Raw genomic sequence first — 25667 nt, 5'->3', positions numbered from 1 at the left:
GATGGATACGCGGGTCAAGCCGCGTATGACGATTGTTCCCGTTAACACTTCGCTCATCCTTTTCGTCAAAATGGCCTGCCCGGTCATCGCCGTTAGTCGCGATTTCGCGGCTGGCGTGGTGATATCGGCGGTCTGGCAATCGAGTGTGGCGTGATGCGTAACCTGATGATCCTTGCCGCCGTCCTGGTCGGCCTCGGCACCTACATGGCGCAGATGGCAGACAAGATGTCGCCGGCCTCGGCCTCCGCCAGCACGTCGTCAAACATGGCTCCAGCGCAAACCGTCGCGCGAGCCTCCGGCCGCAGCCTCGACATTCCCCGCGATGCGCGCGGCCATTTCCAGACCGACGGCCGCATCGATGGGCAACGCATCAACTTTATGGTCGACACCGGCGCCTCGATGGTGGCGCTGAACGAAAAGTCGGCGGCCCGCTTCGGCCTGCGTCCCTCGCGCAGCGACTACAATGCGACCGTCAGCACGGCCAACGGCACCATCAAGGCCGCGCGCACGCGGCTTGCCGTGATCGAACTCGGTGGCCTCGTCGTGCGCGATGTCGACGCGGTGGTGCTGCCGGACGAGGCGCTGTCCGAAAACCTGCTCGGCCTGTCGTTCCTGTCGAAGCTGAAGCGCTTCGAATACGCCAACGGCAGACTGGTGCTGGAACAGTAAGATTACCCCGCTACCAAACCGCCGCAATTGACCGTCAAAACGCGTCGGCCCGCCTTTCGCCCGGCCTGCGCTTTCGCTATGGCTGCGGTTCCCTCGCTTTCATGACAAGGCAATCCCATGTTCCCGAAGCCCAAATCCGTGCTGGTTCCGAATACGTATGACTTCGAATCCGGGCCAATGGTGAAGGCGACCGGCTTTCGCGAATATGACGCGCGGTGGCTGTTCGAGAAGGAAATCAATTTGATGGGCGTTCAGGCGCTGGGCATGGGGCTCGGTGCGCTGATTGCGGAACTCGGCGTCAAACAGGAAATCGTCACCGGCCACGATTTCCGCAGCTATTCGGCCTCGATCAAATACGCGTTGATTTCCGGCCTGATGGCCGCGGGCTGCAGGGTGCACGACATCGGGCTCGCGGTGACGCCGATGGCCTATTTCGCGCAGTTCGATCTCGACGTGCCCTGCGTCGCGATGGTGACGGCTTCGCACAACGACAATGGCTGGACCGGCGTCAAGATGGGCGCCAACCGCCCGCTCACCTTCGGCCCCGACGAGATGACGCGGCTGAAAGAAATCGTGCTCAACGCCGATTTCAAAAACCAAGCCGGCGGCTCCTATCAATTCCACGAGAACTTTCCCGCGCGCTATATCGCCGATCTCACCAAGCGTCCGAAGCTGAAACGCAAGCTGAAAGTGGTGGTCGCCTGCGGCAACGGCACCGCAGGCGCGTTCGCGCCGCAGGTGATGGAGGCGATCGGCTGCGAAGTCATCCGGCTCGACACCGAGCTTGACTATACCTTTCCGAAATACAATCCGAATCCGGAAGACATGGAGATGCTGCACGCGATCCGCGACGCCGTGCTCACGCACAAGGCCGATGTGGGCCTGGGCTTCGACGGCGACGGCGACCGCTGCGGTGTCGTCGACAACACCGGCGAGGAGATCTTCGCCGACAAGGTCGGCGTGATGCTGGCGCGCGACATGTCGGCGATCCACAAGGAAGCGCAGTTCGTGGTCGACGTGAAGTCGACGGGATTGTTCGTCACGGATCCGGTGCTGCAAAAGCAGGGCGCGAAAACCGCCTACTGGAAAACCGGCCATTCCTACATGAAACGCCGCACCAACGAGATGGGCGCGCTGGCAGGCTTCGAAAAATCCGGCCACTTCTTCTTCAACAAGCCGTTCGGCCGCGGCTATGATGATGGCCTGGTCTCGGCAATTGCGATCTGCGAAATGCTCGACCGCGCGTCTGAGAAGTCGATGTCGGATCTGAAAAATGCGCTGCCGAAAACCTGGTCGTCGCCGACCATGTCGCCGCATTGCGCCGACGAGGCCAAATACGGCGTCGCCGACGCCGTGGTGAAGCATTTCGAAGCGCTGCAGAACAAGGGCGACAAGGTCGCCAGCCAGAAGATCCGCGATCTCGTCACCGTCAACGGCGTGCGTGTTACCGTCGAGGACGGAAGCTGGGGTCTGGTGCGGGCCTCATCGAACAAGCCGGAGCTGGTGGTCGTGGTCGAGAGTCCGGTTTCCGAACAGCGCATGCGCGACATGTTCGAGGCGATGGATTCGGTGCTGCGCACGCATCCGGAAGTGGGTGAGTATAACCAGAAGATTTGAGGGAGTGTCGTCGCCCCGGTCATGACTGTCGTCCCACGCGAAGGCGGGGGACCCAGTACGCCGCGGCCTATCGTTCAATCTCTGACGTCTCTGGAATACTGGGTCACCCGCCTTCGCGGGTGACGACAGCGGAGTGAATGGTCGCGCGATCGCCCGTTACGCCGCCGGCACTGGCAGCGCGGTCACCGACTTGATCTTCTCCATCGCAAATCGCGAGGTGACGTTCTTCAGCGGCACGGCGCTGATCAGCTTTTTGTAGAACACGTCATAGCTCGCCATGTCGGCGACCACGACGCGCAGCATGTAATCGACGTCGCCGGCCATCCGGTAAAACTCCATCACCTCGGGCATGGCGCTGACGGCGTCGGCGAATTTGCGCAGCCAGGCTTCCGAGTGGTCGGAGCTCTCGACCGAGACGAACACGGAAATGCCGAGCCCGATCTTGTTCTGGTCGACCAGCGCCACTCGGCGCAGGATCACGCCGTCGGCCTCCAGCCGCTGGATCCGCTTCCAGCACGGCGTCGACGACAACCCGACGCGGTCCCCGATCTCGGCGACCGATAGCGACGCGTCCTCCTGCAACACGGTCAGGATCTTGCGGTCAATGGCATCCAGGCGGCGGCTGGCTTCAGGGAGCTGAACGGCGAGCTCGGTCATGAGAAGAATGTTCCATATGAAAGGTCTTATCTCCTCATATAGAGAAAATTCTTCTATAGCAAGCCCGCTTATTGGCCAGTGGGTGCCCGGTCGGCAGCCTGGCCGTGGCTCAAAAACTCTGCAACTTCACCACGTTGAGGGGCTGCGAAGGCTCCCCCGAAGCGGGTGCATTTCAGCGCCGCCGCGGCGGAGGCGAATCGGAGCGCCTGCCGCAATTCCTGCTTTTCGGTGATCGCGAGCGCGAACGCGCCGTGGAACACGTCGCCGGCACCGAGGGTGTCCACCGTATGCACCGGGAAGGCCGGGGTTTCCTGAACATCTCCGTTTTCGTCGAGCCAGATCGTGCCTCTCGGGCCTCGGGTTCCCGCCAGAAATGACGGGGTCAATTTTGCAATCTTCTTCAATGCCTGGGCGTCGTCGGTCACATCTGCGGTCTCCTGCAGCGGCTCGCTCGAGAACACCAGGTGAGTGGAGGCGTTCAACAGGCCTTCGCGGAGCGACATGGCGCGATCAACGTCGACGATCACGGGAATGCCGCGCCGCACGGCCTCGGCGCAAAGCTCGGTGCAGAATTCGGCGCAGCGGCTCTCGGTGAGAATGGCGGCACAGTCGTCCAGCAGCGTATCGAAGTCGGGCAATTTCACATGCCACAGTTTCGGATCGCGGAAGGTTACGATGGTGCGCTCGCCGGAAGGATCGATCATCACCGCCGAGATCGGCGTCACCAGCCCCGGCATGTGGATGAGATGTTTTGTGTCGATGCCCTCATGGGCCATCTGCTCGAAGATGAAGCGGCTCGATGCTTCCTTGGCATCGCCCATCGGCCCACAGATCGAAGCGCGGCCACCGAGCCGAGCGATACCGATCGCGCCATTGAGCGCGTTGCCGCCGCAGATTTCGTCGAATGCGGTAGCGTTCTCCTTGGAACCGCGCCCGGGGACACCCGGCGTATGAAAAGTGAGGTCACGCACCGGCATGCCGATGCAGAGGACACGCGGAGGTATTTTCGGCGCCTTGTCCTGAAAGTTCATGCGTGGATCCGTCATGTCGATTCAAGTCCCCAGTCAATTGAGCTGGCAGGCGCCGGTTCCCTGCTATGCGCCGTTATCTTTTCCGCCATGCAACCATTGACCGATCAAATGATGCGCAATGGCGAAGGGGTGCGCGGCAAACAGGCCGTCCGGGTGCTGGCGCTTGTGCATGAGAGCGACCTCGGCGCGACCGAACCAACGCGCGTCCTCGAGTTCTGCGCGATCGACCACGATTTCCTCGTTGAGCGCACGGGCAGAGCACCCGATCATCAGCGATGAGGGATAGGGCCATGGCTGCGTCATGTAATAGCTCACGTCGGTGCAACGAATGCCGGATTCTTCGAAAATCTCCCGGCAAACTGCGTCCTCGATCGTCTCGGCGGCTTCGACGAAGCCGGCGAGGCACGACCACATTCCGGGCATGAACTGCTTCTGCCGGCCGAGCAGGCATCGATCACCGTGCGTAACCAGCATGATTACGACCGGATCCGTGCGCGGAAAGTGCTCGGCCTTGCAGCTCGGGCACTCGCGCTTCCAGCCGCCTTCCTTCATCGCGGTGCGGGTACCGCAATTGGCGCAATAGCCGTGGCGCTGATGCCAGGTCACCATCGATTTAGCCATGGCGATCGCGGAGAGTTGTTCCGGCGGCACGGTGCCCTGCATGGCCATGCCGCGCAGCTCGGTTACGGCGACATCGTCGCGCGTCATCAGCTTCTCCACGGCCGCGGCCGAAATGCCCATGCCGAAAACCGGCGCACCGTCGCGCAAGCCCAGAAAGATCGTGCCGGGATTGGCGCCGAGCTTCACCGCCTCTTCGATGCCGAGCAGCACGCGCGGCCCGTCCGTCTCCTGTTTCACCAAGAGCGAGTCGCGGTAGATCACATAGGCGCTAGCGTTGCGCTGGTTCTCGAGCGCGAACAGCTTTTCGTCATTGGTGCGCAGATGCGCGGCGCGATCCAGAATATGGGTAACGAAAGCAGGCTTCCCCAGCGGATACTTGTCGAATGCGGACATCTGTTCAACCCAACCAGATCTTGCGGCGAAGCGCGTTGATGAAATTCTGGACTTCCTCGGCGTCGTGCGCCAGCGGCGGCATCACGCCCCAGACCGGGCGCGGCCAGGCCGCATCGCTGGTGCGTCGCGCGATGACGTGGACATGCAACTGCGGCACCAGATTGCCGAGCGCGGCAACATTGAGCTTGTCGCATTTGGTGATCTCTTTGAGCGCCCGCGAAACCCGCGCGATTTCGGTCATCAACTGCGCCTGCGCGACGTCGTCGAGATCGATGATTTCCACCGCACCCTCCCGGCGCGGCACCAGGAGGAGCCACGGGTAATGCGCGTCCTTGATGACCAGCACCTTGCACAGCGGCAAGTCGCCGATGTCGATGGTGTCCTTCTTGAGCTGGGAATGCAGCGACCAGGCGGAGGCGTCAGAGGGCATCAAGAGTTCCCATGCCCGATGCATGTCGGGCCTATAAGTGCCTTCTGGAGGGCACTCCTCTCGTTTCATAGCAAGGCGTCATCACCCGCGAAAGCGGGTGATCCAGTACGCCGCGGCGCTGCCGTTTCACCGATGGGCCGCAGCATACTGGATACCCCGCTTTCGCGGGGTATGACAGGGAAAGCCCCGCTTGCTTTCCGGCCCTTTTGGCCCCAAATAGGGATCGGGAGATTGGCGGTGGACGAGCCACTCGCCAACCGGGTCAGGTCCGGAAGGAAGCAGCCCTAACGAGGTCCGGATCGGGTCGCTCGTCAGTCTCCTACCTGTTTTTCGAGCGAAAAGCGCATGGAAGCGGCCGGGTCCGCGCCGTGCGCCTGATCTTGCTCCGTTCCGCAAGCCGGCCCTGAGAGACAATCAATTGCGGATCGACCGATGAGTGATGCTGGCGCTCCCCCCGATCACCCCGAAGGCGCCGGATCGGCCGGCTTCGATCTCGGCGGCAGGCCTGAGACCGCCAAGCCCTACCGGGTCCTGGCGCGAAAATACCGCCCCTCGAGCTTCGACGACCTGATTGGCCAGGAGGCCATGGTCCGCACCGTTTCGAATGCGTTCGAAACGGGCCGGATTCCGCAGGCCTGGATCCTGACCGGCGTCCGCGGCGTCGGCAAAACCACCACGGCGCGGATTCTCGCCCGCGCGCTCAATTACGAAAAACCTGACGGTTCGGTGAAGGGGCCGACTATCCACATGCCGGACCTCGGCGTGCACTGCCAGGCGATCATGGAAAGCCGGCACATGGACGTGCTGGAAATGGACGCCGCGTCCCATACCGGCGTTGACGACGTCCGCCAGATCAATGACAGCGTGCGCTATGCGCCGGCCAGCGCCCGCTACAAGGTCTACATCATCGACGAAGTCCACATGCTATCGACGGCCGCGTTCAACGCCTTCCTGAAGACGCTGGAAGAGCCGCCCGAGCACGCCAAATTCGTCTTCGCCACCACCGAAATCCGCAAAGTCCCTGTTACGGTGCTGTCGCGCTGCCAGCGTTTTGATCTCCGCCGCGTCGAGGCGGATGTGCTGATGGCGCATCTGTCCAACATCGCGAAAAAGGAAGGTGTCGAGGTCGAACCCGAGGCGCTCGGCATCATCGCCCGCGCTGCGGAAGGTTCGGTGCGCGATTCGCTGTCGCTGTTCGATCAGGCAATCGCGCATGCGGCGGGCCTTGTCCGTGCCGACGCCGTGCGGCAGATGCTGGGTCTTGCGGATCGCACCCGGGTGATCGACCTGTTCGAGCATCTGGCGCGCGGCGATATCGCAAGCGCCTTCGGCGAATTCCGCAGCCAATATGACGTGGGTGCCGATCCGGTCGTGGTGCTGTCCGACCTTGCCGAATTCGTCAATTTCGTTACCCGCGTGAAGATCGTTCCCGCTACCGCCGACAACGTCGCTTTCGGCGAGACGGAGCGCGTCCGCGCCCGCGAATTTGCCGCAAAGCTGTCGATGCGGGTGCTGTCGCGGATGTGGCAGATGCTGCTCAAGGGCATCACCGAGGTGCAGACTGCGACCCGGCCGGCGGCGGCAGCCGAAATGGTGTTGGTTCGCATCGCCTATGTCGCCGATTTGCCGACGCCGGACGAAGCGATCCGGATGCTCGACCAGAACGGCGGGGGCGCGCAAATCGCCGCGGGCAGCGCGGCGCCAACGCGGGCTGCGCCGGCCCCGACCATGTCCTCGATGCCGGGTTCGTCGTCGATGTCTGCATCGCCGATGCGGGCGCCGGCCTCGCCCCGCTCCGGCGCGGAAGCTTCCGCGCGCCCGCAGATGGCGCCGTCGGCCCAAACCGAATCCGCGCCCGTTCTGCGGATCACCACCTTTCCGCAACTCGTCGCGCTCGCCGGCGAGAAACGCGATATCCTGGCCAAGACGGCGCTGGAGTCCGATATGCGCCTCGTCCGATTCGAGGACGGCCGGCTGGAAGTGGCGCTGGAGCGCAACGCGGCGCGCGGGCTGGTCAACGACCTCTCCCGCAAGCTGGAACTGTGGACCGGGCGGCGCTGGACCGTGATCGTCTCCAACGAGGCCGGCCAGCCGACATTGCGCTCGCAGAACGAGCAGGCGAGAAACGAGCACGCCCGCGCAGCCGAGGCCGATCCGCGCGTCCAGGAGGTGCTGGCGCGGTTTCCCGGCGCCAAGGTCGTCGAGGTGCGAAGGCTTGCCGCCGAGCCGCCGGAATCCAATATTATCACTGACGACTTGAACGAGACTTCCGACGGCGACGACGACTGATCGGACTCTCGAGAGGACGGATGAATGGCTGATTTTCTCGGCATGATGAAGCAGGCGGCGGAGCTGCAATCCAAGATGCAGGCGATGCAGGAAGAACTCGGCAATCTCGAGGTCGAGGGCATTTCCGGCGGCGGGCTGGTTGCCGTGCGCATGACCGCGAAGATGGAAGTGAAGGGCGTGAAGATCGATCCGTCGCTGATGAAGGCCGACGAGCGCGAAGTGCTCGAGGATCTGCTTGTCACCGCGCATAACGACGCACGGCGCAAAGCGGAAACCGCGGCGATGGAAAAGATGCAGGCGCTGACCGGCGGGCTCGGCCTGCCGCCTGGACTTCTCGGTCTCGGCTGAAATGGCAGCAAGCGTTGCCGGCCCTGAAATCGAACGCCTGATCCAGCTTCTGGCGCGCCTGCCGGGGTTAGGGCCGCGCTCGGCGCGGCGCGCGGCTCTGCACCTGATCAAGAAGCGCGAGGCGCTGATGACGCCGCTGGCCAGCGCGCTGCAGGTTGCAATCGACAGGATTCAGGTCTGCAAGACCTGCGGCAATATCGATACGCAAAATCCCTGCACCGTGTGCACCGACCCGCGGCGCGATCCTTCGACCATCGTTGTGGTCGCCGACGTCGCTGACCTCTGGGCGTTGGAGCGGGCGAATGCGACCAACGGCCGCTATCACGTGCTCGGCGCCACATTGTCGCCACTCGACGGCGTCGGTCCGCAGGATCTGACAATCGACGCGCTGGTCGCACGCGCGCACGAATCACAAGTCAGCGAAATCGTGCTCGCGCTGAACGCCACGGTTGATGGCCAGACCACAGCCCATTACATCACCGATCTCCTGCAGGACGCCAACGTCAAGATCACCCGGCTTGCCCATGGCGTGCCTGTCGGCGGCGAGCTTGATTATCTCGACGAAGGTACGCTATCGGCTGCCATGCGGCAGCGAACGCTGTTCTAACCATCACCAAACGGAACTGATCGACATGACGAAACCACGATTCGGCAAGCGCTATTGTTTTGCGGCCATCATGGCGGCGGCGCTGATCGCGCCTTCCGCATGGGCGCAGCAGGCCGAGCCCGCGCCGAAGCCGGGCAAGCCGATCAATGCCGGCGACGTCCTGTCCGGCGAACTCAACGCCATGAAGGGCGGCAAGAAGCGCGCCGCCACCTACCAGATCATCAGCGAGCCGCGCCGGCTGCCGCCGCCGAACGGGCTCTGCGATCTCGAAACGGGGCCTGAGACGTTCCAGCTCGTCACCAGCAGCGAGGCGCAGGCTGCACAATTGAAGAATTTCATCGGCAAGGAAATTTCGGTCAAGGTCGACGAAGTCGCCTGCGCGCAGGATGCCGGGCAGATCAGCGAGGCCGTAATCACCAAGTGGAGCGTGGTGACGAAGCACTGAGGAGCTGTTGTCCTTGCCACAGATACCGCTGTCGTCGCCCGGCTCGACCGGGCGATCCAGTACGCCGCGCTCTCTCGGCTCTATCGCAACTGTTCTGGAATACTGGATCACCCGCTTTCGCGGGTGACGACGATTTGGGTTTGCGGATGCCGGCGAGCAACTAAACCCGCACCGGCCCCAGCGCCTCAAAATGCCCGCGCCGTTGCAGCCAGGCCATCAGAATCAGGCTCGGCACCGCGACCGCAACGGAGATCACGAAAAACAGCGGCCAGCCCGTGGCCTCCGCGACATAACCGGCGCCGGAGGACAGATAGGTGCGCCCGACAGCGGCCAGCGCGGTGAGCAGCGCGTATTGGGTCGCCGTATGCAACGGGTTCTGGCACAGCGCCGAGAGATAGGCGACGAAGATCACGGTGCCGATCGCGCCGGTGAAGTTTTCCGCCGAAATGGCGGCGGCCAATGCCCATTGGTTGGTGCCGACAAAGGCGAGCCACGCAAACACCAGATTGGAGATCGCCTGCAGCACGCCGCCGATCCAGAGGCTTGCGACCAGCGAGTAGCGCCGCGCCACATAGCCGCCGGCAAAGCCGCCGATCAGGGTCGCGGCGAGACCGACGCCCTTAACGATCGCGGCGTAGTCGTTGCGGGTGAAGCCGAGGTCGATCACGAACGGCGCGGTCATGGTGCCGGAAAACGCGTCGGTGAGCTTGAACAGCACCACGAAGGCCAGCGCCGCGAAAGCATGCTTGCGGGTCAGAAATTCGGAGAACGCCCCGATCGCCGCATGCATAATGCGAGACAATGCAGCCTCGTCGCGGGTCTTGGCCTCCGCGCGCACGGATTGCTCGGGCTCGGTGGCGGCCAGCGCCGTGACGGTGCCGATCAGCACCAGCGCGGCCATGACGACATAGCCCCACATCCACGCGGCGTTGCGCCCGATGCCGGTGTCCTCGAACGCGCTTACGAGGAACAGCACGCCGGCCGTCGAGACCAGCATGCCAATCCGGTAGGCCGCGACGTAGGAGGCCATACCGGCGGCTTGTTCGCTTTCGGGCAGGCTCTCGACGCGGAACGCGTCGACCACGATGTCCTGCGTCGAGGACATGGTCGCGACCAGAAGCGCGCCGAGCGCCACGAACAGCGGCGAGCGCACCGGGTCGGTCAGCGCCAGCAACAGGATCGCGCCGATCAGCAGCAGTTGCGAGAACACCAGCCAGCCACGGCGGCGGCCGAAGGCACGGGTGAAGATCGGCACATGTAGCGCATCGACCAGCGGCGCCCAGGCAAATTTCAGCGTGTAGGGCGTACCGACCAGCGCGAACAGTCCGATGGTGCCGAGATCGACGCCGGATTCCCTCATCCACACCAGGAGCGTCGATCCCGACAGCGCCAATGGCAGCCCGGACGAAAAGCCGAGCAGCAGCACGATCAGCACGCGCGGCTGGAGGTACACGGCCCAGGCCTCGCGCCAGTTTGGCGCGGGGGCTTTCTCAGATGAAACCGAAGCGGATTCTGGTGTGGTCATGGAGGGGGTGTTAGCAGATTTTGCAACAAAAAGACTGTCATCGCCCGGCTTGACCGGGCGATCCAGTATTCCAGAGGCCTATCCGCCGCCCCCGGCAATTTCAGGATAAAGATCAATCCAGTCCGGATTTTGTTTCTCGATCAGCGAGATCTTCCAGGCTCGGGGCCATTTCTTGAGCCGCTTTTCGCGCTGGATCGCGTGTTCGATTTGGTCGAAGATTTCGAAATAAAACGAGCCGCGTCACGTCGTGCTTTTGGTGAAGCTCTCGGCGACCTTCAACTTATGCTCGCCAATGCGTCGGATCAGATCCATTCGTCACGCCGATGTAAAGCGTTCCACCGATGCGGCTGGCCAGAATGTAGACGTAATAGCTGTGTGTTCCCAACTGCGGCCTCTGGGATACTGGGTCGCCCGGTCAAGCCGGGCGATGACAGCTTGATATGTGGCGATAGCGAGGCAACGCAACGATCGCTACTCCCCCGCCTGCAGCTTGCGCGGGGCGGGGAACAGTTCGGGCGCGCTGTTCTTGACGAAGCGTGGCACTTCCACCGGCGCATCGGTCTTGCTGAAATCGAGTTCCTCGATCCGACCGGCGCGCTTTTCGATCTTGTCGGCGGAGATCAGGATCTGCCGCACATCCTCGTTGACGTCGCTAAAATGCTTTTGCAGCTTCAGCACGCGGTCGCGCAGGCGGCCGAGGTCATCACCGAGGTTGAGCACCTCGGTGCGGATCTGGTCGGCGGCGTCGCGCATCCGCGCGTCCTTTAAAATCTGCTGCATCACCTGGATCGCCAGCATCAACAGTGAGGGCGATACCAGCACGACGCGGGCGCGGTAGGCTTTCTGGATCACGTCGTCAAAGCCGTCATGGATTTCGGCATAGACCGATTCCGATGGCACGAACATCAGCGCCGTATCCTGGGTCTCGCCGGCGATCAGGTACTTCTCGGCGATGTCATTGACGTGTTTCATCACGTCGTTGCGCAAGCGCTGCGTGGCGAATTTTCGCTCCTCGTCGGTGCGCGCGTCGTGCAACGCGGTCATCGCCTCCAGCGGAAATTTGGCGTCGATGCAGAGCGGCCGCTGATCCGGCAGGAACACCACGCAATCCGGCCGCTTGCCGGACGAGAGCGTGTACTGGAACTCGTACGAGCCTTGCGGCATGCCGTCCTGCACGATTGCTTCCATCCGCGCCTGGCCGAAGGCGCCGCGCGACTGCTTGTTGGCGAGCACGTCGCGGAGCGTGGTCACCTGAGAGGTCAGGTCGGTGAGGTTCTTGTGCGCGTTGTCGATGATGCCGAGCCGCTCATGCAGCACCCGCAAGCTATCCATGGTGTGGCGCGTGGTCGCTTCCATCGACTGGCCGACGCGATGCGTCACCGAATCCAGGCGCTCGTTGACCGCGCGCGCCATCTCGGCCTGGCGTCCGGCCAGCGCCTGCGCCATGGCGTCAACCCGCCCGGTCGACTCGCTCTGCGCCCGCAGCATCTCGCTCAGCCGCTCTTCCAGTTCGTCGGCGCGGATCGCCTGGGCCATCGCCAGTTCCGCGCCCCGGCGGCCGGAGCGGGCGATGACGATGGCAATCGCCAGCAGCAGCACCAATGCGAGCGCGCCGAAGCCAGCCAGCGCCTCGCCCACGTGAATCGGCAGGTCGCCGACGGTGAAGAGAATTTCATTCATGTCAGCCTTGTAGCCCGATTCGCTGGCTTGCGCGAACGAAGAGGGAACATTTATGGTAAATGCCGGGCTAATTTTCGTGGTTAACGCCGCCTTGAAAATCATGGTTAAGGACGCCTTAACGCCCGCTGCGGCGCATTGACCCCGGCAGGTCAGCGGCTTAAATCCCGCGCCAGAGAAAAATCATGGCCATCAGAGAAATCATCATCCTGCCGGACAAGCAGTTGCGGCTCGTCTCCAAGCCTGTCGAAAAGGTGACGACGGAGATCCGTAAACTCGCCGACGACATGTTCGAAACCATGTACGACGCGCCCGGCATCGGTCTGGCCGCGATCCAGGTCGCGGAGCCCCTGCGGTTGATCACTATGGATCTCGCCAAGAAGGATGAGAACGGCGAGACCAAGCCGAAGCCGCGGGTGTTCATCAATCCGGAGATCATTTTCTCGTCGGAGGAAATGTCTGTTTACGAGGAGGGCTGCCTCTCGATCCCCGAATATTACGAGGAGGTCGAACGCCCGGCGCGGGTCCGTGTCCGCTACACCGATCTCGACGGCAAGGTGCATGAGGAGGACGCCGACGGCCTGTTCGCCACTTGCATCCAGCATGAGATCGACCACCTCAACGGCGTGCTGTTTGTCGACTACCTGTCGAAGCTGAAGCGCGACCGCGTGATGAAGAAGTTTACGAAAGCCGCCAAGCGCGCGGCTGGATAGACCCCACTCTTTCCACCGTCATGCCCGGGCTTGACCGGGCATCCACGTCTTTCTTCCTTGCCGCACCAAAGACTGGATGGCCGGGACAAGCCCGGCCATGACGAGTAAAATAAATCGTTCCCGGGAATCTCTACCTCATGCCACTCCGCCTGATCTTCATGGGCACGCCCGATTTCGCAGTGCCGACGCTGCTCGAACTCGTGGCCCACGGCCACGAGGTCTTAGCCGTCTACACCCGTGCGCCGAAGCCTGGCGGCCGCCGCGGCCTCCAATTGCAGCCGACCCCCGTCGAGCAGGAGGCGCGGCGGCTCGGCATACCTGTGCTGACACCCACGACGCTGAAAACGCCGGAAGCGCTGGCCGAATTCCGCGCGCGCAATGCCGACGCCGCCGTCGTTGTCGCCTACGGCATGATCCTGCCGCAGGCCATTCTCGATGCGCCGCGCTACGGCTGCTTCAACCTGCATGCTTCGCTGCTGCCGCGGTGGCGCGGTGCCGCCCCGATCAACCGCGCTATCATGGCCGGTGATGCCGAGACCGGTGTGATGGTGATGAAGATGGACATTGGCCTCGACACCGGCGACGTCGCGATGGCCGAGCGGCTCGCGATCACGGACGCCATGACGGCGGCCGACCTGCACGATGCGCTGGCGCCGCTCGGTGCCGACCTGATGGTGCGCGCCATGGGCGGGCTCGAGCGTGGCGGGTTGCAGCTCAAGAAACAAAGCGAAGACGGCGTGACCTACGCCGCCAAGATCGACAAGGCCGAGGCGCGGATCGACTGGAAGCGACCGGCGCGGGAGGTGCTGCGGCATGTTCATGGGCTGTCGCCATTTCCGGGCGCCTGGTGCGAGTTGTCCACCGACGGCGAGCCGGCGCGGGTCAAGATTCTGCGCTGTGAGTTGGCGAAGGGAGCCGGTGCTCCCGGTGAGGTGCTCGACAATGGTTTGACGATCGCCTGCCGTGACGGCGCAATCCGCATTCTGGAACTGCAACGCGAAGGCAAGGCACGGATGAAGGCGCCGGATTTCTTGCGCGGCACGCCGCTGAAGGCTGGTGCGCGGTTTTCTTAGCACTGTCATACCCCGCGAACGCGGGGTATCCAGTACGCTGCGGCCTTTAGAGATTGAGCCGCGATGCCGCGGCGTACTGGATCATCCGCTTTCGCGGATGATGACAGCCCCACTGGATTGAGATGCCCCGCTACAAACTCATCATCGAATATGACGGCACGCCGTTCTCCGGCTGGCAGATCCAGGATAACGCGCCGACCGTGCAGGGCGCGTTGGAAACTGCGGTGAAGGCGATCTGCGGCGAGGACGTGCGCGTCCATGGCTCGGGCCGCACCGATGCCGGGGTTCATGCGCTGGCGCAGGTCGCGCATTGCGATATCCAAAAGCCGTTTCCGCCGGGCCGCCTGCGCGACGGGCTGAATGCGCATCTGCGTCCGCACCCGATCGGGGTGCTTTCGGCGGAAATCGTCGCCGATGATTTCGAGGCACGTTTCTCCGCCAAGCGGCGCCACTACCGCTACCGGATCACCAATCACCGCGCCAATCTCGCTCTCGATATCAAGCGGAGCTGGCGGGTGCCGCGGCATCTCGATACGGATGCGATGGACGTCGCAGCCAAGAGGCTGCTCGGCAAGCACGATTTCACCACCTTCCGCGACACCGAGTGCCAGGCGAAATCCCCGGAGAAGACGCTCGACCAGCTCGATGTGATCCGGCAAGGCGATGCGGTTTCGATCCTCACCTCGGCGCGCTCGTTTCTGCACAGCCAGGTGCGCTCGATGGTGGGCTCATTGGTATGGGTCGGCGAAGGCCGCTGGAGCGCCGACGACCTCGCCGCGGCCTTAGCCGCCCGCAACCGCGCCGCCTGCGGCCCCGTCGCCCCGCCGGAAGGGCTGTATCTGGTGCGGGTAGAGTATTAGCTGACCACGACGCCGGCTTCGTAGGATGGGTGGAGCGAAGCGATACCCATCGCGTTACCGGCGAGATGATGGGTATCGCTGCGCTCTACTCATCCTACGATTCTGGGCGGATGATGACGCCGGTGAGCAACGCAAAATACCGCTCCAACGCCCCGCGATAAATCTTCGTCAGCTTCTCCAGATCGGACACCGGCGTGCGTTCGTCGATCTGGTGCATGGTCTGGCCGACGAGTCCGAACTCGATCACCGGGCAGTAGTTAGAGATGAAGCGCGCGTCCGAGGTGCCGCCGGATGTCGAGAGCTCCGGCTTGCGTCCGGTGACTTCCTCGATCGCGCTTACCGCGAGATCGGTGAACGCGCCGGGTTTTGTGACGAACACGTTGGAGTTGGAATACTCCCACACGATGCGGGCGCGGATGCGGTTGCCGCAGGCTTTTGCCAGCCGTTCCTCGACCAGCGCGCGCAGGGTTTCCTGGGTGTGGTTGTCGTTGAAGCGGATGTTGAACTTTGCGCGCGCCTGTCCGGGGATGACATTGCTTGCGGTGTTGCCGACATCGACCGAGGTGAATTCGAGGTTGGAGGCCTGGAACTGCGCACTGCCGTGATCGAGCGGCTCGTCGGAAAGCGCCACGATCAGCCGCGAAATGTCCGGTACCGGGTTCGATGCGCGGTGCGGATAGGCGACATGGCCTTGCACGCCGTCGACATAGAGCGTGCCGGATTGCGAGCCGCGGCGGCCGATCTTGATGCAATCACCCAGCACCTCGACATTCGATGGCTCGCCGAGGACGCAATGATCGAATTTTTCACCGCGCTCGGCGCACCATTTCAGCAGTTTGATGGTGCCGTTGACCGAAATGTCCTCTTCGTCGCCGGTGATCAGAAACGAGATCGAGCCTTTGGGCTTGCCGCCGTGGTCGGCGAGATATTGCAATACGGCTGCGACGCTGCAGGCGATGCCGCCCTTCATGTCGACCGCGCCGCGGCCATAGAGGAAACCGTCCTTGATCTCACCGGAGAATGCGCCGTGCGTCCACGCGGCCTCGTCGCCAGGTGGCACCACATCGGTATGGCCGGCAAAGGTGATGTGCGGCGCCTCGGTGCCGATCCGGGCATAGAGATTGTCGATATCGGCGGTGCCGGGTTCGCCGAAGGTCACGCGATGCACCTCGAAGCCGGCGTCTTTCAAAAGGCGTTCGAGCACGCCGAGCGCACCGGCATCGGCAGGGGTGACAGAAGGGCAGCGGACGAGCTCGCGGGTAATGGAAACAGCGTCATTCATAGCCCGGCTTAACACGCCAAACCGGCGGCGGGCTAGTGCCGCCGATTTGAAGTCCCTACAGCGCAAGCTGCAAGTTCGGTTAGGGACTTCAAATCGAAAAGCGGCACTAGAATGTTGAATCTGCTAATGCCTATTGCTTTTCGAAGTTCGCGAAAGATAGTCGCCGCGAGGGAACGCGAACTTCGGAAAGTGGGCATTAGCCTTGTGCGGCACCATTTCGATCTCGCTCTGCTGATCCCAGCGCGGCCGCGTATCGGGCCGCGGCTGCGGCGCCAGCGGGTCGGGGCCGAACCGGTTGGTCTTTTGCGAGCCCTTGAGGCAGTAGATCTCGACGAAGCCCCAGAAGCCAAAAATAAGTGCCATCAAGCCGAGGAGCCGCGGCAGGTAATAACCGGGCATCTGGTCCGCGAACTCGTTATAGAGACCGGGCAGCACGAAGAACGGCAACATCCACCATCCACTCTTGTCGCGGTCGTGCAGTCGCTTGATCGAGGTGGCGAGATGAACCCATAGCAGAAGCGCGGTGCCGAGCAGCTTGACGAGGAGCGTAGGGAAGTCGGCCAGCTTCAGCGTCCGATAGACGTCGGGATTCACCAGCTTGAAGATGTCCTTGGTACCAATGCTGATCGATGTCGGTCCGCCGAACAGGCTCTGGATTGCTACGATCACCGTGCCCAGAAAGCCCAGCATGATCAGCCCGGCCAGCCACAGCTTGGCGCGGTTGATACGGCCATCGAATCGGAACAGGTACCAGGTCCAGTTCATGCCCAACGCTCCGGAGGGCGGAAGCCCGCGATCCGGTACGTTAGTCGCGCGGGAAAAGTCCCCGGTTCGATTAATCCCGCAGCAGCTCGTTGATGCTGGTCTTGGCCCGGGTGCGCTCGTCGACGCGCTTGACGATCACGGCACAGGCGGTGGACGGGCCGGGCTGGCCGTTCTTCAGCGGTTTGCCGGGCAGGGCGCCGGGAACCACGACAGAGTATTCAGGAACCTCGCCGATGAAGGTCTCGCCGGTTTCGCGGTCGACGATCTTGGTGGAGGCGCCGAGGAATACGCCCATCGCCAGCACCGCGCCCTTGCGCACGATCACGCCCTCGGCGACCTCCGAGCGCGCGCCGATGAAGCAATCGTCTTCGACGATTACAGGCTCGGCCTGCAGCGGCTCCAGCACGCCGCCGATGCCGACGCCGCCGGAAATATGCACGCGCTTGCCGATCTGCGCGCAGGAACCAACGGTCGACCAGGTGTCAATCATGGTGCTCTCATCGACATAGGCGCCGAGATTGACGAAGGACGGCATCAGCACAACGTTACGGGCTATGAAGGCCGAGCGGCGCACGATCGCGCCGGGCACGGCGCGAAAACCCGCATCGCGAAAACGGTTCTCGCCCCAGCCCTCGAATTTCGACGGCACCTTGTCCCACCAGGATGCCTTACCGGGGCCGCCGGGAATCTGGCCCATGTCGTTGAGGCGGAACGACAGCAGCACCGCCTTCTTCAGCCACTGATTGACTTTCCAGTTGCCGCTGGCCTCGCGCTCGGCGACGCGCGCCTCGCCCTTGTCGAGCAGTTCGAGCGCGTGATCCACGGCCTCGCGAACCTCGCCCTTGGTCGAGGTCGAAATGCCGTCGCGGGCATCGAAGGCGGAGTTGACGGTGGATTCGAGCGCGGAGAGGGACATTGGGATTTCCTCGGGATTTCGGGCGAAGCGGGGGGCTTTTTCGGGATTTGGAGGGGGAGAGTCAAGGCAGGTTCGCTGTCATCGCCCGCGAAAGCGGGTGATCCAGCGTCGTAGCCCGGATGGAGCGAAGCGCAATCCGGGATTGTTCACCAGTTGCGAGACATTCCCCGGATTACGCTTCGCTCCATCCGGGCTACTTTCTGCTCAACTGCTCCAAAAACCCCGTCAGATCGTCCGTCACATGATCGACGTAAGCCGCATCGCGGCCTTCCAACTCCCAGTCCTCGCGCACCACTTCCTTGGCGCCGTCGGGCACCACCAGCACCGTGGTCATGCCGAGCTGATGCGGTACCACGAGATTGCGGGCGAGATCCTCGAACATCGCGGCTTTGGCAGGATCGACGCCGTGGACGCGCAGGAATCTCTCATAGGTCTGCGGCGCCGGCTTCGGCTCCAGTTCGGCGGCGATGATGTCGAATACCGCCTCGAAATGCTCGCCGATGCCGAGCCGCGCCAGTACCGCGCCGGCGTGGTCGGTGGAGCCGTTGGTCAGGATCAGCTTGCGTCCGGGAAGTTTCGCGATCGCTGCCCCCATCGCGGGGTTCGGCTCCAGCGGCGAGTGATCGATCTTGTGGACGTAGGCCAGATAGTCGTCGGCGTGCACGCCATGCTCCGTCATCATGCCGCGCATGCTGGTGCCGTAGCGGCGGTAATAGTCCTTCTGGATCACGCGGGCGTCTTCCGCGGAGATTTTCAAGTACGCGCTGATGAATTCACCGATCCGCGCGTCGACCTGCTGCCACAGATTGACGTGGTGCGGGTACAGCGTGTTGTCGAGATCGAACACCCAGGTGTCGATGTGGCTGAAGGGGCGGGGTGTTTTCATCGTACATCCTCGCTGTCATGCCCCGCGAAGGCGGGGCATCCAGTACGCCGCGGCCCTTGAGAGTAACAACGGGCGTCTCGGAGTACTGGATCACCCGCCTTCGCGGGTGATGACGGAAAGAGTTTGAGAGAGCGTAGTTTCATCACGGCATCGCAAATCGCAGCGTCTTGCCGCCGCTACTCATATCGACCGGCGCAAAGCCGATTGCCGCAAGCCCGCGGGTGCCGCAATCGCCCTGTTCGGATATCTCGAACTTGCTGTCGCGGGTGCATAGCTCCTTCGGGCCGCTCCAGTTCAACGGCTTGTCCCGGTACTTGATGGCGCGGTTTTCAACGTCGACAGCTTCGGCGAAACTGTAGACCTGTTTGGGTTGACCGATCACATCGGGATGAAGGCACTTGCCGGGATCGATGCGGTACCAGCCGCGGCTGGTCACCGCCTTGCCGTCGTCGGTTGCGACCGCGGCCATGATCCTGTGCGGCGTGTCGTTGCACCAGGTCAGCCCGGTGGAGGAAGGCTTCTGCACAGCGTCGATCATGGTGGCGAAGAAATTCTGCGACTGCACGATTTCGGTCGCCATCCCGCGGCTCTTCAAGAAGGCGCTCAATGCGGCCTGCGTCTTCGGCCCGTCGACGCCGTCGATCGGGGCGGCGTCATAGCCTGCAATCACCAAAAGCCGCTGGATGCCGGCGAGCCGCGCCTGCTCGTCGTCATACTCGGAATCCTCGGCGAGATAGGCAACGAGATTGCCGTCGTCGGTCCGCGTCGGCGTGATTTGCGTGAAGAGTGCCGGCGTCTGATTGCCGCGGCATTGGCGGGCGGCGGCGATGACGAAATTGTCCGGCGCGATGCACAGCGTGTCGCTGCCGTTCTGCGGGATCGGCGAGGCGCCGTAGACGCCGAGTGCGCGCGCGTTCAACAGGATGCGGTCGGCGGTGAGCGCGCCCTGCAGCACCACGCGGCAGGCGGCCGGATCGATCCGGAACCAGCCGCGCGTCGCGGTCGCCGATTTCTCGTCGATGCCGATCGCGGCCTCGACGACGTAGCTCATGCGGTTGCAGAGTTTTAAGTCGGCGAACGCGGGCAGTGAAGAAGCGAACAGCGACATCGCGGCGGCCGGCAATGACATCAGAATGCGAGTTAACGCGGAGCGTGTTGGCCGCCGTGTTCCCCGCTCGTCATGCCCGGGCTTGACCCGGGCATCCACGTCTTTCCTGCTGCAGCCGATAAAGGCGTGGATGGCCGGGACAAGCCCGGCCATGACGACTTTCTTTTGCCGCTCGTGCATCACTTATGGATCAGCGTGCCGGTGCCCTGATTGGTGAACAATTCGAGCAGGACCGCGTGCCGCATCTTGCCGTCGATGATGACGACGCCCTGGACGCCCTGTTCCAGCGCGTAGATGCAGGTCTCGACCTTCGGGATCATGCCGCCGGAAATCGTGCCGTCGGCGATCAGCTTTCGCGCGTCCTTCACCGACAGTTCCGGAATCAGCTTCTTCGACTTGTCGAGCACGCCGGGAACGTCGGTGAGAAGCAACAGCCGCTTGGCCTTCAGCGCGCCGGCCACCGCGCCGGCAAAGGTGTCGGCGTTGACGTTGAGCGTCTGGCCGTCATGCGAGGTCGCGAGCGGCGCCAGCACCGGGATCAGCTCATAACCGATCAACTGGTTCAACAGCGTCAGATCGATCTTGTCGGGATCGCCGACGAAGCCGAGATCGATCGCCTTCTCGATGTTTGAATCGGGATCGACCATGGTCCGCGACGTCTTGGTCGCCTTCACCATGTTGCCGTCCTTGCCGGACAGTCCGACGGCCTTACCGCCGGCCTCGTTGATGTAGCCGACGAGTTGCTTGTTCACCGAGCCCGCCAGGACCATCTCGACGATCTCGATCGTGGCGGCATCGGTGATGCGCAGCCCGGCGGCAAATTCCGATTGGATGCCGAGCCGCTTGAGCATGGTCGCGATCTGCGGGCCGCCGCCATGCACCACGACAGGATTGATCGCGGTCTGCTCCAGAAGCACGATGTCGCGCGCAAACGCCTTGGCGGTTTCCTCCGCGCCCATGGCGTGGCCGCCATATTTGATGACGATGGTTTCCTCGTCATATTGCTGCATGTGCGGGAGCGCTTCCGACAGGATGCGGGCCTGATCGAGCGGGCTGATATCTTGCGCTGATGTCATGAAGCGGGTCTCGCCATTCTCAAATGTCGGGCCGGGTTCTATCCGATTGGCGCGCAGGGCGCAAAGTGGGGATCGCGAAGGCCGTAGCCCGGATGGAGCGAAGCGAAATCCGGGAAACCTCCATCAAGTGGCGGCATCGGCCCCGGATTGCGCTTCGCTCCATCCGGGCTTCTGTAACGGGCCTTGGTTTGTCAATCCCTCTTGCTTGGTCCACTTGCCGGGCACTTGCTTCTGTACGGGATCGGCGCTGAGGCCGTCACCTTCTGGGGTGCATGAGGAACCGGCCGGCCAATCTACGGGGTGCGTGGTTGTGAGCCGACTTCCCGGATGGCGGCCTGACCGGATCCATCGTCCCGGCGAGGGACTTCGCTCGGGGAGAGCCTGGTGTCTTGGCCCGCCCGGAATCGATCGATGCTCCTTGCTTAGGTTGCGGTGGCCTTGGCCATCGGGTTGAACGGTTTGGCGTCGGCAAGCATGCGGTGCAGGATGACGGCAAGCTTGCGCGCCAGCGCCACCTTGGCCTTGCGCATGCCCGCGCGTTTGGCGATCCGCATCGCCCAGCTCTTCAGCGCCGAGCAGCCCTTGATCGGTTTGGTCAGCATGACGTGAGCGGCCTGGTGGAGTGCCTCCCGCACCGAGGCATCGCCAATCTTGCTGATGCGGCCGGTGTAGTCTTTTTGCCCCGACTGATGTTTCTTCGGGGTCAGTCCGAAGTGCGCGCCTGTGGCCTTGGATGCGCGGAATCGCTTCGGATCATCGATCGCAGCGGCATAGGTGAGAGCGACGATCGGACCGACTGACGGCGTTGTCATCAGAAGCCTGGCCGGCGGATGCGATCGGGCGAGCTTCTGGGTTCGCTTGTCCAGGCTGCTGAACTCGCGCCGCAGCACGGCATGGGCTTCGAGCAGCGCCTTTGCCACCAGCTCCAGTCCAGGATGGCCGGCGACCAGCTCCCGGATACGGCTGGCGAACGTGCATTCGGTGGTCTTGCCGACCTTCAGGCCAAAGCCCCGGAGCACGCCACGCAGACTGTTCTCGACGTCGCGCAGCTTCGACTGCAGCAGTTTGCGCGCCGTCAGAACCGCACGCGTCTCCTGCGCTTCGATCGACTTGCAGTGCACCGGGCGGAACCAGCCCAGCCGCATCAGTTGCGCGATCCCGCGGGCATCATTGCGGTCCGACTTCACCGGCATCGATTTGAAGGCATCGCGGACGTGCCGCGTCTCCAAAAGCTCGACCGCAAACTTCGCTTCGCGCAGCGCCGCGTAAAGCCATTGCGACAGAGGACCTGCCTCCAGGCCGATCCGCTCGAGCGAAAGCCCCAACGACCGAAACCAGGCGATCAGGGCCTCCGGCTCGCTCGCCACCTTCGCCTCACGCAAAATCTTGCCCGCGCCATCGACCACGCAAATGGTCGAGCTTTTCAAAGACACGTCGATTCCGGCATAGTGGTACATGGTCGTCCCTCGATGATGCTTGGAGCGGGCTCGCCCGACTCCGGTTATTGACACCATCAGTCTGAGGGACGACCGCCTCCCGGCAAAGCCGCACGCGAGCGCGCTTCCAAATCGCGCCGTAGCGAGCGTGCGGCTGGTTCGGCCGGCCCGTTACCCCATCTACGGAATTCTCACCCCCGCCGTGGCCAGGCTGCCGCGACCGCCAGCGCCAGCCAGCTTGCAATCAGCAGCGTCCCGCCGGTCGGCGCGGCCATTGTAAACAGCCCATGCCCGGCATAGTGCCGCAGCGTCAAATCGCCGGCGAACAGGCCCGCCGCAACCACGAAGCCGAAAGCGGCCGCGATGCCGATTGTCGCGTGAACGATCCCGCGCTCGGCCAATGCGACGGCGCCTAATACGGCGCTGGAGTGAAACAACAGCATCGACGACGCCGACATCAGCCGCGACGCATCCGCGCCATGGGCGGAGGCGGCCGCCAGCATGACACCGTCAGCGCCCATGATGGCAGCGAGCACGATCAGGATGCGGCCGGCGCGGTTCATCAGCCACGCTCTTTCAACAGGCGCACCATCGCAGCGCGCAATTCCGGCATGCCGGCACCGGTGCGCGAGGATGTCACCAATACGTCCGGAAACGCCGCCGGATGCTTGGCGAGCGCGGTCGTGGTTTCGGCGATGTTCTTTTGCAGCTCGGCGGCCTTCACCTGATCCGCTTTCGTCAGCACCACCTGATAGCTCACAGCGGATTTATCCAGCGTCTTTAGTACGTCCTGATCGACATCCTTGATGCCGTGGCGCGCGTCGATCAGCACATAGACCCGCGCCAGCGTGGCGCGTCCTAACAGGAATTGATGGATCAGCTTGGTCCAGGAGGCGACCTTGGTTTTCGGCGCCGAGGCATAGCCATAGCCGGGCATGTCGACCAGTCGCAGCCCGGCCTTGTCAGGTCCTTCGAAGAAGATCAGTTCCTGGGTGCGACCAGGCGTATGCGAGGTGCGCGCCAGCGCGTTGCGGCCGGTGAGCGCGTTGATGAGGCTCGATTTGCCGACATTGGAGCGTCCGGCAAACGCCACTTCCACGCCGGCCATCGGCGGCAGCGTCTCAATCGAGGGCGAGGCCCAAACGAACTTCCATTCGCCGGCGAAGAGCTTTCGGCCCTCCTCGATCAGCTTCGCATCAGTTTCGGCGGTCATGCGAAGGTCCCAGATACATCGTCATGGCCGGGCTTGTCCCGGCCATCCACGTCTTTCTCTATTACCAACACCGTAAAGACGTGGATGCCCGGCACAAGGCCGGGCATGACGGGGTTGGAAAGTGCTTTCACTGCTGACTTGCGCGGCAGCTCTTACGTCTTCTCGGCGGCTTTCTTCGGCGCGAACGTCGCCTTGAGGTTGTCGAACAGCTCCACCTTCACGCCGTTCTTGCGCATGATGTAGCTCTGCTGGACCACCGAGAGCAAGTTGTTCCAGGCCCAGTAGATCACGAGACCCGCCGGGAAGCCCGCCAGCATGAAGGTGAAGATCAGCGGCATCCAGTCGAAGATCATCTTCTGGGTCGGATCCGGCGGTGTCGGGTTCAGCTTCATCTGGATCCACATCGTGATACCCATGATGATCGGCCAGACGCCGAGCGCGAGGTAATATCCGATCACCGGTATATGCGTCGGATCGAACGGCAGCAGACCGAACAGGTTGAACAGGTTGGTCGGGTCGGGCGCCGAGAGGTCCTTGATCCAGCCATAGAACGGCGCATGCCGCATCTCGATGGTGACGAACAGCACTTTGTAGAGCGAGAAGAACACCGGGATCTGCAGCGCGATCGGAAGACAGCCGGCGATCGGGTTGATCTTCTCCTTACGGTAGATCTCCATCATCTCCTGCTGCTGCTTCTGCCTGTCGTCGGGATACTTTTCCTTCAGCGCCGCGAGTTGCGGCTGCACCGACTTCATCTTCGCCATCGACTCGTAGGACTTGTTGGCGAGCGGGAAGAACAGGAGCTTGATCAGCAGGGTCACCAGCAGGATGGAGACGCCGAAATTGCCGAACAGATGGAAAAAATAGTCGAGCGCCAGGAACATCGGCTTGGTGATGAAGTAGAACCAGCCCCAGTCGATCAACAGATCGAAATGGTTCAGCCCGAGCTGCTTGTTGTAACCGCCGTGGCCGGCGAGCGGGAAATTGATGCCGACGACGCCGGCCTCCTTGGCCCCCGCAAACAGCCGCGCATTGGCGCTGCCGGTGCCGCCGATCGCAATGGTCTGGGGATCCTGCAGGTAGTCGGCCTGATAACGAACCTTGGCGCCGGGTTCGGCGAGGAAGCGGGCCTTGAGGCGCGCCGACGTGTCGGGCAACAGCGCCGCGGCCCAATACTTGTCGGTGATGCCAAGCCAGCCATTCGTTACATTAAACTCGAAGCCGCGTGCGCCATTGCCCAGAACGGGCGCCTCGGCGACGGCCTTGTAGCCGTGTTCCTGCAGGCCCTTGTCGCCGAGATAGCCGATCAGGCCTTCGTGCAGGATGTAGTAGCCCGAGACCTCAGGCGTGCCATGGCGCGAGATCAGTGCGAACGGATAGAGCGTGACCGGCGCGCTGCCGACGTTGGCAACATCATCCTTGATAGTGAAGAGATAGCGGTCGTCCATCGCAATGGTGCGGCGGAAGGTGAGGCCTTCGCCATTGTCGTATTTGAGCGTCACCGGGTTGCCGGGCGTCAGGCTGCCGGAACCCTCCTGCTGCCACACTGTATCGCGATCGGGAAGCCGCGCCGTCGAGCCCGGGGCAGCGACCCAGCCGAACTCCGCGTAATAGGGATGCGCGGTGTTTGACGGCGAAAACAGCACGATCGCGGGCGATTTCGGGTCGACGGTATCGCGGAATTTCTCCAGCGACAGGTCGTCGATGCGGGCGCCCTTCAGCGAGATGCTTCCCGAGACCCGCGGGGTCTCGATCTTGATGCGGGGCGAAGCGGAAATCGCAGCGTCGCGGCTGACGACGGGCGCAGCCGCGCCCGGCTGGCCGGCCGGCGTGGTGGCGGAGGGAGTCGAGCCCGGCTGCGGCGTTGTCGTTCCCGGCGCCGTCTGCGGCGACGACTTGCTGAGTTCAGCCTGGGTCTGGCTTTGCGCGCGCTGCCGCTCCATCTGCGGCATATTGTAGAAATACTGCCAGGCGATCAGCACGAGGCCGGACAGAATGACGGCGAGGATGGTGTTGCGGTTGTCGGTCAT

Annotated in this window: 25 protein-coding genes, 1 other RNA gene and 1 pseudogene; 10 read left to right on the top strand and 17 right to left on the bottom strand. The window is 63.1% G+C overall.

Annotation, left to right across the window (positions count from 1 at the left end; genetic code table 11):
- Positions 1–165 precede the first annotated feature (165 nt).
- The gene (locus RX328_RS41570) at positions 166–669 is read left to right on the top strand and encodes a TIGR02281 family clan AA aspartic protease (protein WP_213251323.1); all 504 of its coding nucleotides are present in this window, start codon (positions 166–168) and stop codon (positions 667–669) included.
- Between the two features lie 117 nt (positions 670–786).
- A complete protein-coding gene (locus RX328_RS41565; RefSeq protein WP_213251083.1) occupies positions 787–2286 on the top strand; it encodes a phosphomannomutase/phosphoglucomutase in 1500 nt (499 codons plus the stop codon).
- A 156-nt stretch (positions 2287–2442) separates the two neighbouring features.
- Here RX328_RS41565 and RX328_RS41560 read toward each other — a convergent pair whose 3' ends face one another.
- The 4 genes from RX328_RS41560 to RX328_RS41545 form a co-directional block, all read right to left on the bottom strand.
- Positions 2443–2943: an Lrp/AsnC family transcriptional regulator gene (locus tag RX328_RS41560; protein ID WP_213251081.1), complete on the bottom strand. Its 501-nt coding sequence runs from the start codon at positions 2941–2943 to the stop codon at positions 2443–2445.
- A gap of 68 nt (positions 2944–3011) precedes the next feature.
- Complete coding sequence (locus RX328_RS41555; protein WP_213251079.1) at positions 3012–3974, bottom strand: sugar kinase; 963 nt, start codon at positions 3972–3974, stop codon at positions 3012–3014.
- A gap of 63 nt (positions 3975–4037) precedes the next feature.
- Complete coding sequence (nudC, locus tag RX328_RS41550; RefSeq protein ID WP_213251078.1) at positions 4038–4988, bottom strand: NAD(+) diphosphatase; 951 nt, start codon at positions 4986–4988, stop codon at positions 4038–4040.
- Positions 4989–4992: 4 nt separating this feature from the next.
- Positions 4993–5418, bottom strand: coding sequence for an HIT domain-containing protein (locus RX328_RS41545; protein WP_249726303.1), 426 nt, complete (start codon positions 5416–5418; stop codon positions 4993–4995).
- 226 nt (positions 5419–5644) lie between these two features.
- On the opposite strand from RX328_RS41545, the gene ffs reads away from it, so the two are divergent.
- The 5 genes from ffs (at position 5645) to RX328_RS41520 (ending at position 9107) form a co-directional block, all read left to right on the top strand.
- An RNA gene (gene ffs / locus RX328_RS41540) (signal recognition particle sRNA small type) lies at positions 5645–5741 on the top strand.
- A 109-nt stretch (positions 5742–5850) separates the two neighbouring features.
- Positions 5851–7707 (top strand): DNA polymerase III subunit gamma/tau, encoded by a 1857-nt coding sequence (locus RX328_RS41535; protein ID WP_213251075.1) that lies wholly within the window; start codon positions 5851–5853, stop codon positions 7705–7707.
- Between the two features lie 24 nt (positions 7708–7731).
- Positions 7732–8055, top strand: coding sequence for a YbaB/EbfC family nucleoid-associated protein (locus RX328_RS41530; RefSeq protein ID WP_213251073.1), 324 nt, complete (start codon positions 7732–7734; stop codon positions 8053–8055).
- A gap of 1 nt (position 8056) precedes the next feature.
- Positions 8057–8662, top strand: a complete 606-nt coding sequence (recR, locus tag RX328_RS41525; RefSeq protein WP_213251071.1) for a recombination mediator RecR — start codon at positions 8057–8059, stop codon at positions 8660–8662.
- Positions 8663–8687: 25 nt separating this feature from the next.
- A complete protein-coding gene (locus RX328_RS41520) occupies positions 8688–9107 on the top strand; it encodes a hypothetical protein (RefSeq protein WP_213251069.1) in 420 nt (139 codons plus the stop codon).
- A 160-nt stretch (positions 9108–9267) separates the two neighbouring features.
- Here RX328_RS41520 and RX328_RS41515 read toward each other — a convergent pair whose 3' ends face one another.
- The 3 genes and pseudogenes from RX328_RS41515 to RX328_RS41505 form a co-directional block, all read right to left on the bottom strand.
- Positions 9268–10632: an AmpG family muropeptide MFS transporter gene (locus tag RX328_RS41515; RefSeq protein ID WP_213251067.1), complete on the bottom strand. Its 1365-nt coding sequence runs from the start codon at positions 10630–10632 to the stop codon at positions 9268–9270.
- Positions 10633–10710: 78 nt separating this feature from the next.
- Positions 10711–11017: pseudogene (locus tag RX328_RS41510) on the bottom strand (GIY-YIG nuclease family protein).
- An 86-nt stretch (positions 11018–11103) separates the two neighbouring features.
- Entirely contained in the window at positions 11104–12312 is a 1209-nt protein-coding gene (locus RX328_RS41505; protein ID WP_213251066.1) for a DNA recombination protein RmuC, read from the bottom strand.
- A 182-nt stretch (positions 12313–12494) separates the two neighbouring features.
- Between RX328_RS41505 and def the strand changes: the two genes are divergently transcribed.
- The 3 genes from def (at position 12495) to truA (ending at position 14955) form a co-directional block, all read left to right on the top strand.
- Entirely contained in the window at positions 12495–13022 is a 528-nt protein-coding gene (gene def / locus RX328_RS41500) for a peptide deformylase (protein ID WP_213251065.1), read from the top strand.
- A 137-nt stretch (positions 13023–13159) separates the two neighbouring features.
- Positions 13160–14095 carry a methionyl-tRNA formyltransferase gene (fmt, locus tag RX328_RS41495; protein WP_213251063.1) on the top strand — a complete coding sequence of 312 codons (936 nt, stop codon included), beginning with the start codon at positions 13160–13162 and terminating at the stop codon, positions 14093–14095.
- Positions 14096–14217: 122 nt separating this feature from the next.
- Entirely contained in the window at positions 14218–14955 is a 738-nt protein-coding gene (gene truA, locus RX328_RS41490) for a tRNA pseudouridine(38-40) synthase TruA (RefSeq protein WP_213251060.1), read from the top strand.
- 94 nt (positions 14956–15049) lie between these two features.
- Here the strand turns inward: truA and dapE are convergent, their stop codons facing one another.
- From dapE to yidC, 10 genes are all read right to left on the bottom strand, one after another.
- Complete coding sequence (dapE, locus tag RX328_RS41485) at positions 15050–16237, bottom strand: succinyl-diaminopimelate desuccinylase (protein ID WP_213251058.1); 1188 nt, start codon at positions 16235–16237, stop codon at positions 15050–15052.
- A gap of 123 nt (positions 16238–16360) precedes the next feature.
- Positions 16361–17002 carry a DUF805 domain-containing protein gene (locus tag RX328_RS41480; RefSeq protein WP_213251056.1) on the bottom strand — a complete coding sequence of 214 codons (642 nt, stop codon included), beginning with the start codon at positions 17000–17002 and terminating at the stop codon, positions 16361–16363.
- A 70-nt stretch (positions 17003–17072) separates the two neighbouring features.
- Complete coding sequence (dapD, locus tag RX328_RS41475; protein ID WP_213251054.1) at positions 17073–17918, bottom strand: 2,3,4,5-tetrahydropyridine-2,6-dicarboxylate N-succinyltransferase; 846 nt, start codon at positions 17916–17918, stop codon at positions 17073–17075.
- Between the two features lie 193 nt (positions 17919–18111).
- On the bottom strand, positions 18112–18804 hold the full coding sequence (locus tag RX328_RS41470) for a pyrimidine 5'-nucleotidase (RefSeq protein ID WP_213251052.1): 693 nt from the start codon (positions 18802–18804) through the stop codon (positions 18112–18114).
- A 142-nt stretch (positions 18805–18946) separates the two neighbouring features.
- On the bottom strand, positions 18947–19933 hold the full coding sequence (locus tag RX328_RS41465; protein ID WP_213251322.1) for a DUF1036 domain-containing protein: 987 nt from the start codon (positions 19931–19933) through the stop codon (positions 18947–18949).
- A gap of 158 nt (positions 19934–20091) precedes the next feature.
- Positions 20092–20988 (bottom strand): acetylglutamate kinase, encoded by an 897-nt coding sequence (gene argB, locus RX328_RS41460; protein ID WP_213251050.1) that lies wholly within the window; start codon positions 20986–20988, stop codon positions 20092–20094.
- Positions 20989–21410: 422 nt separating this feature from the next.
- Complete coding sequence (locus RX328_RS41455; protein WP_317258590.1) at positions 21411–22445, bottom strand: IS110 family transposase; 1035 nt, start codon at positions 22443–22445, stop codon at positions 21411–21413.
- A gap of 170 nt (positions 22446–22615) precedes the next feature.
- Complete coding sequence (locus RX328_RS41450; protein WP_213254504.1) at positions 22616–22987, bottom strand: DUF423 domain-containing protein; 372 nt, start codon at positions 22985–22987, stop codon at positions 22616–22618.
- Positions 22987–23637 (bottom strand): ribosome biogenesis GTP-binding protein YihA/YsxC, encoded by a 651-nt coding sequence (yihA, locus tag RX328_RS41445; protein WP_213254506.1) that lies wholly within the window; start codon positions 23635–23637, stop codon positions 22987–22989. The genes RX328_RS41450 and yihA overlap by 1 nt, the downstream gene beginning before the upstream one ends.
- 152 nt (positions 23638–23789) lie before the next feature.
- Positions 23790–25667 carry a membrane protein insertase YidC gene (gene yidC / locus RX328_RS41440; RefSeq protein WP_213254508.1) on the bottom strand — a complete coding sequence of 626 codons (1878 nt, stop codon included), beginning with the start codon at positions 25665–25667 and terminating at the stop codon, positions 23790–23792.

Origin of the sequence: Bradyrhizobium sp. sBnM-33 (genome assembly GCF_032917945.1) — a bacterium.
Taxonomy (GTDB): domain Bacteria; phylum Pseudomonadota; class Alphaproteobacteria; order Rhizobiales; family Xanthobacteraceae; genus Bradyrhizobium.
The sequence above is the reverse complement of the archived record's forward strand: the minus strand, read 5'-3'. Positions and strand labels throughout refer to the sequence as shown.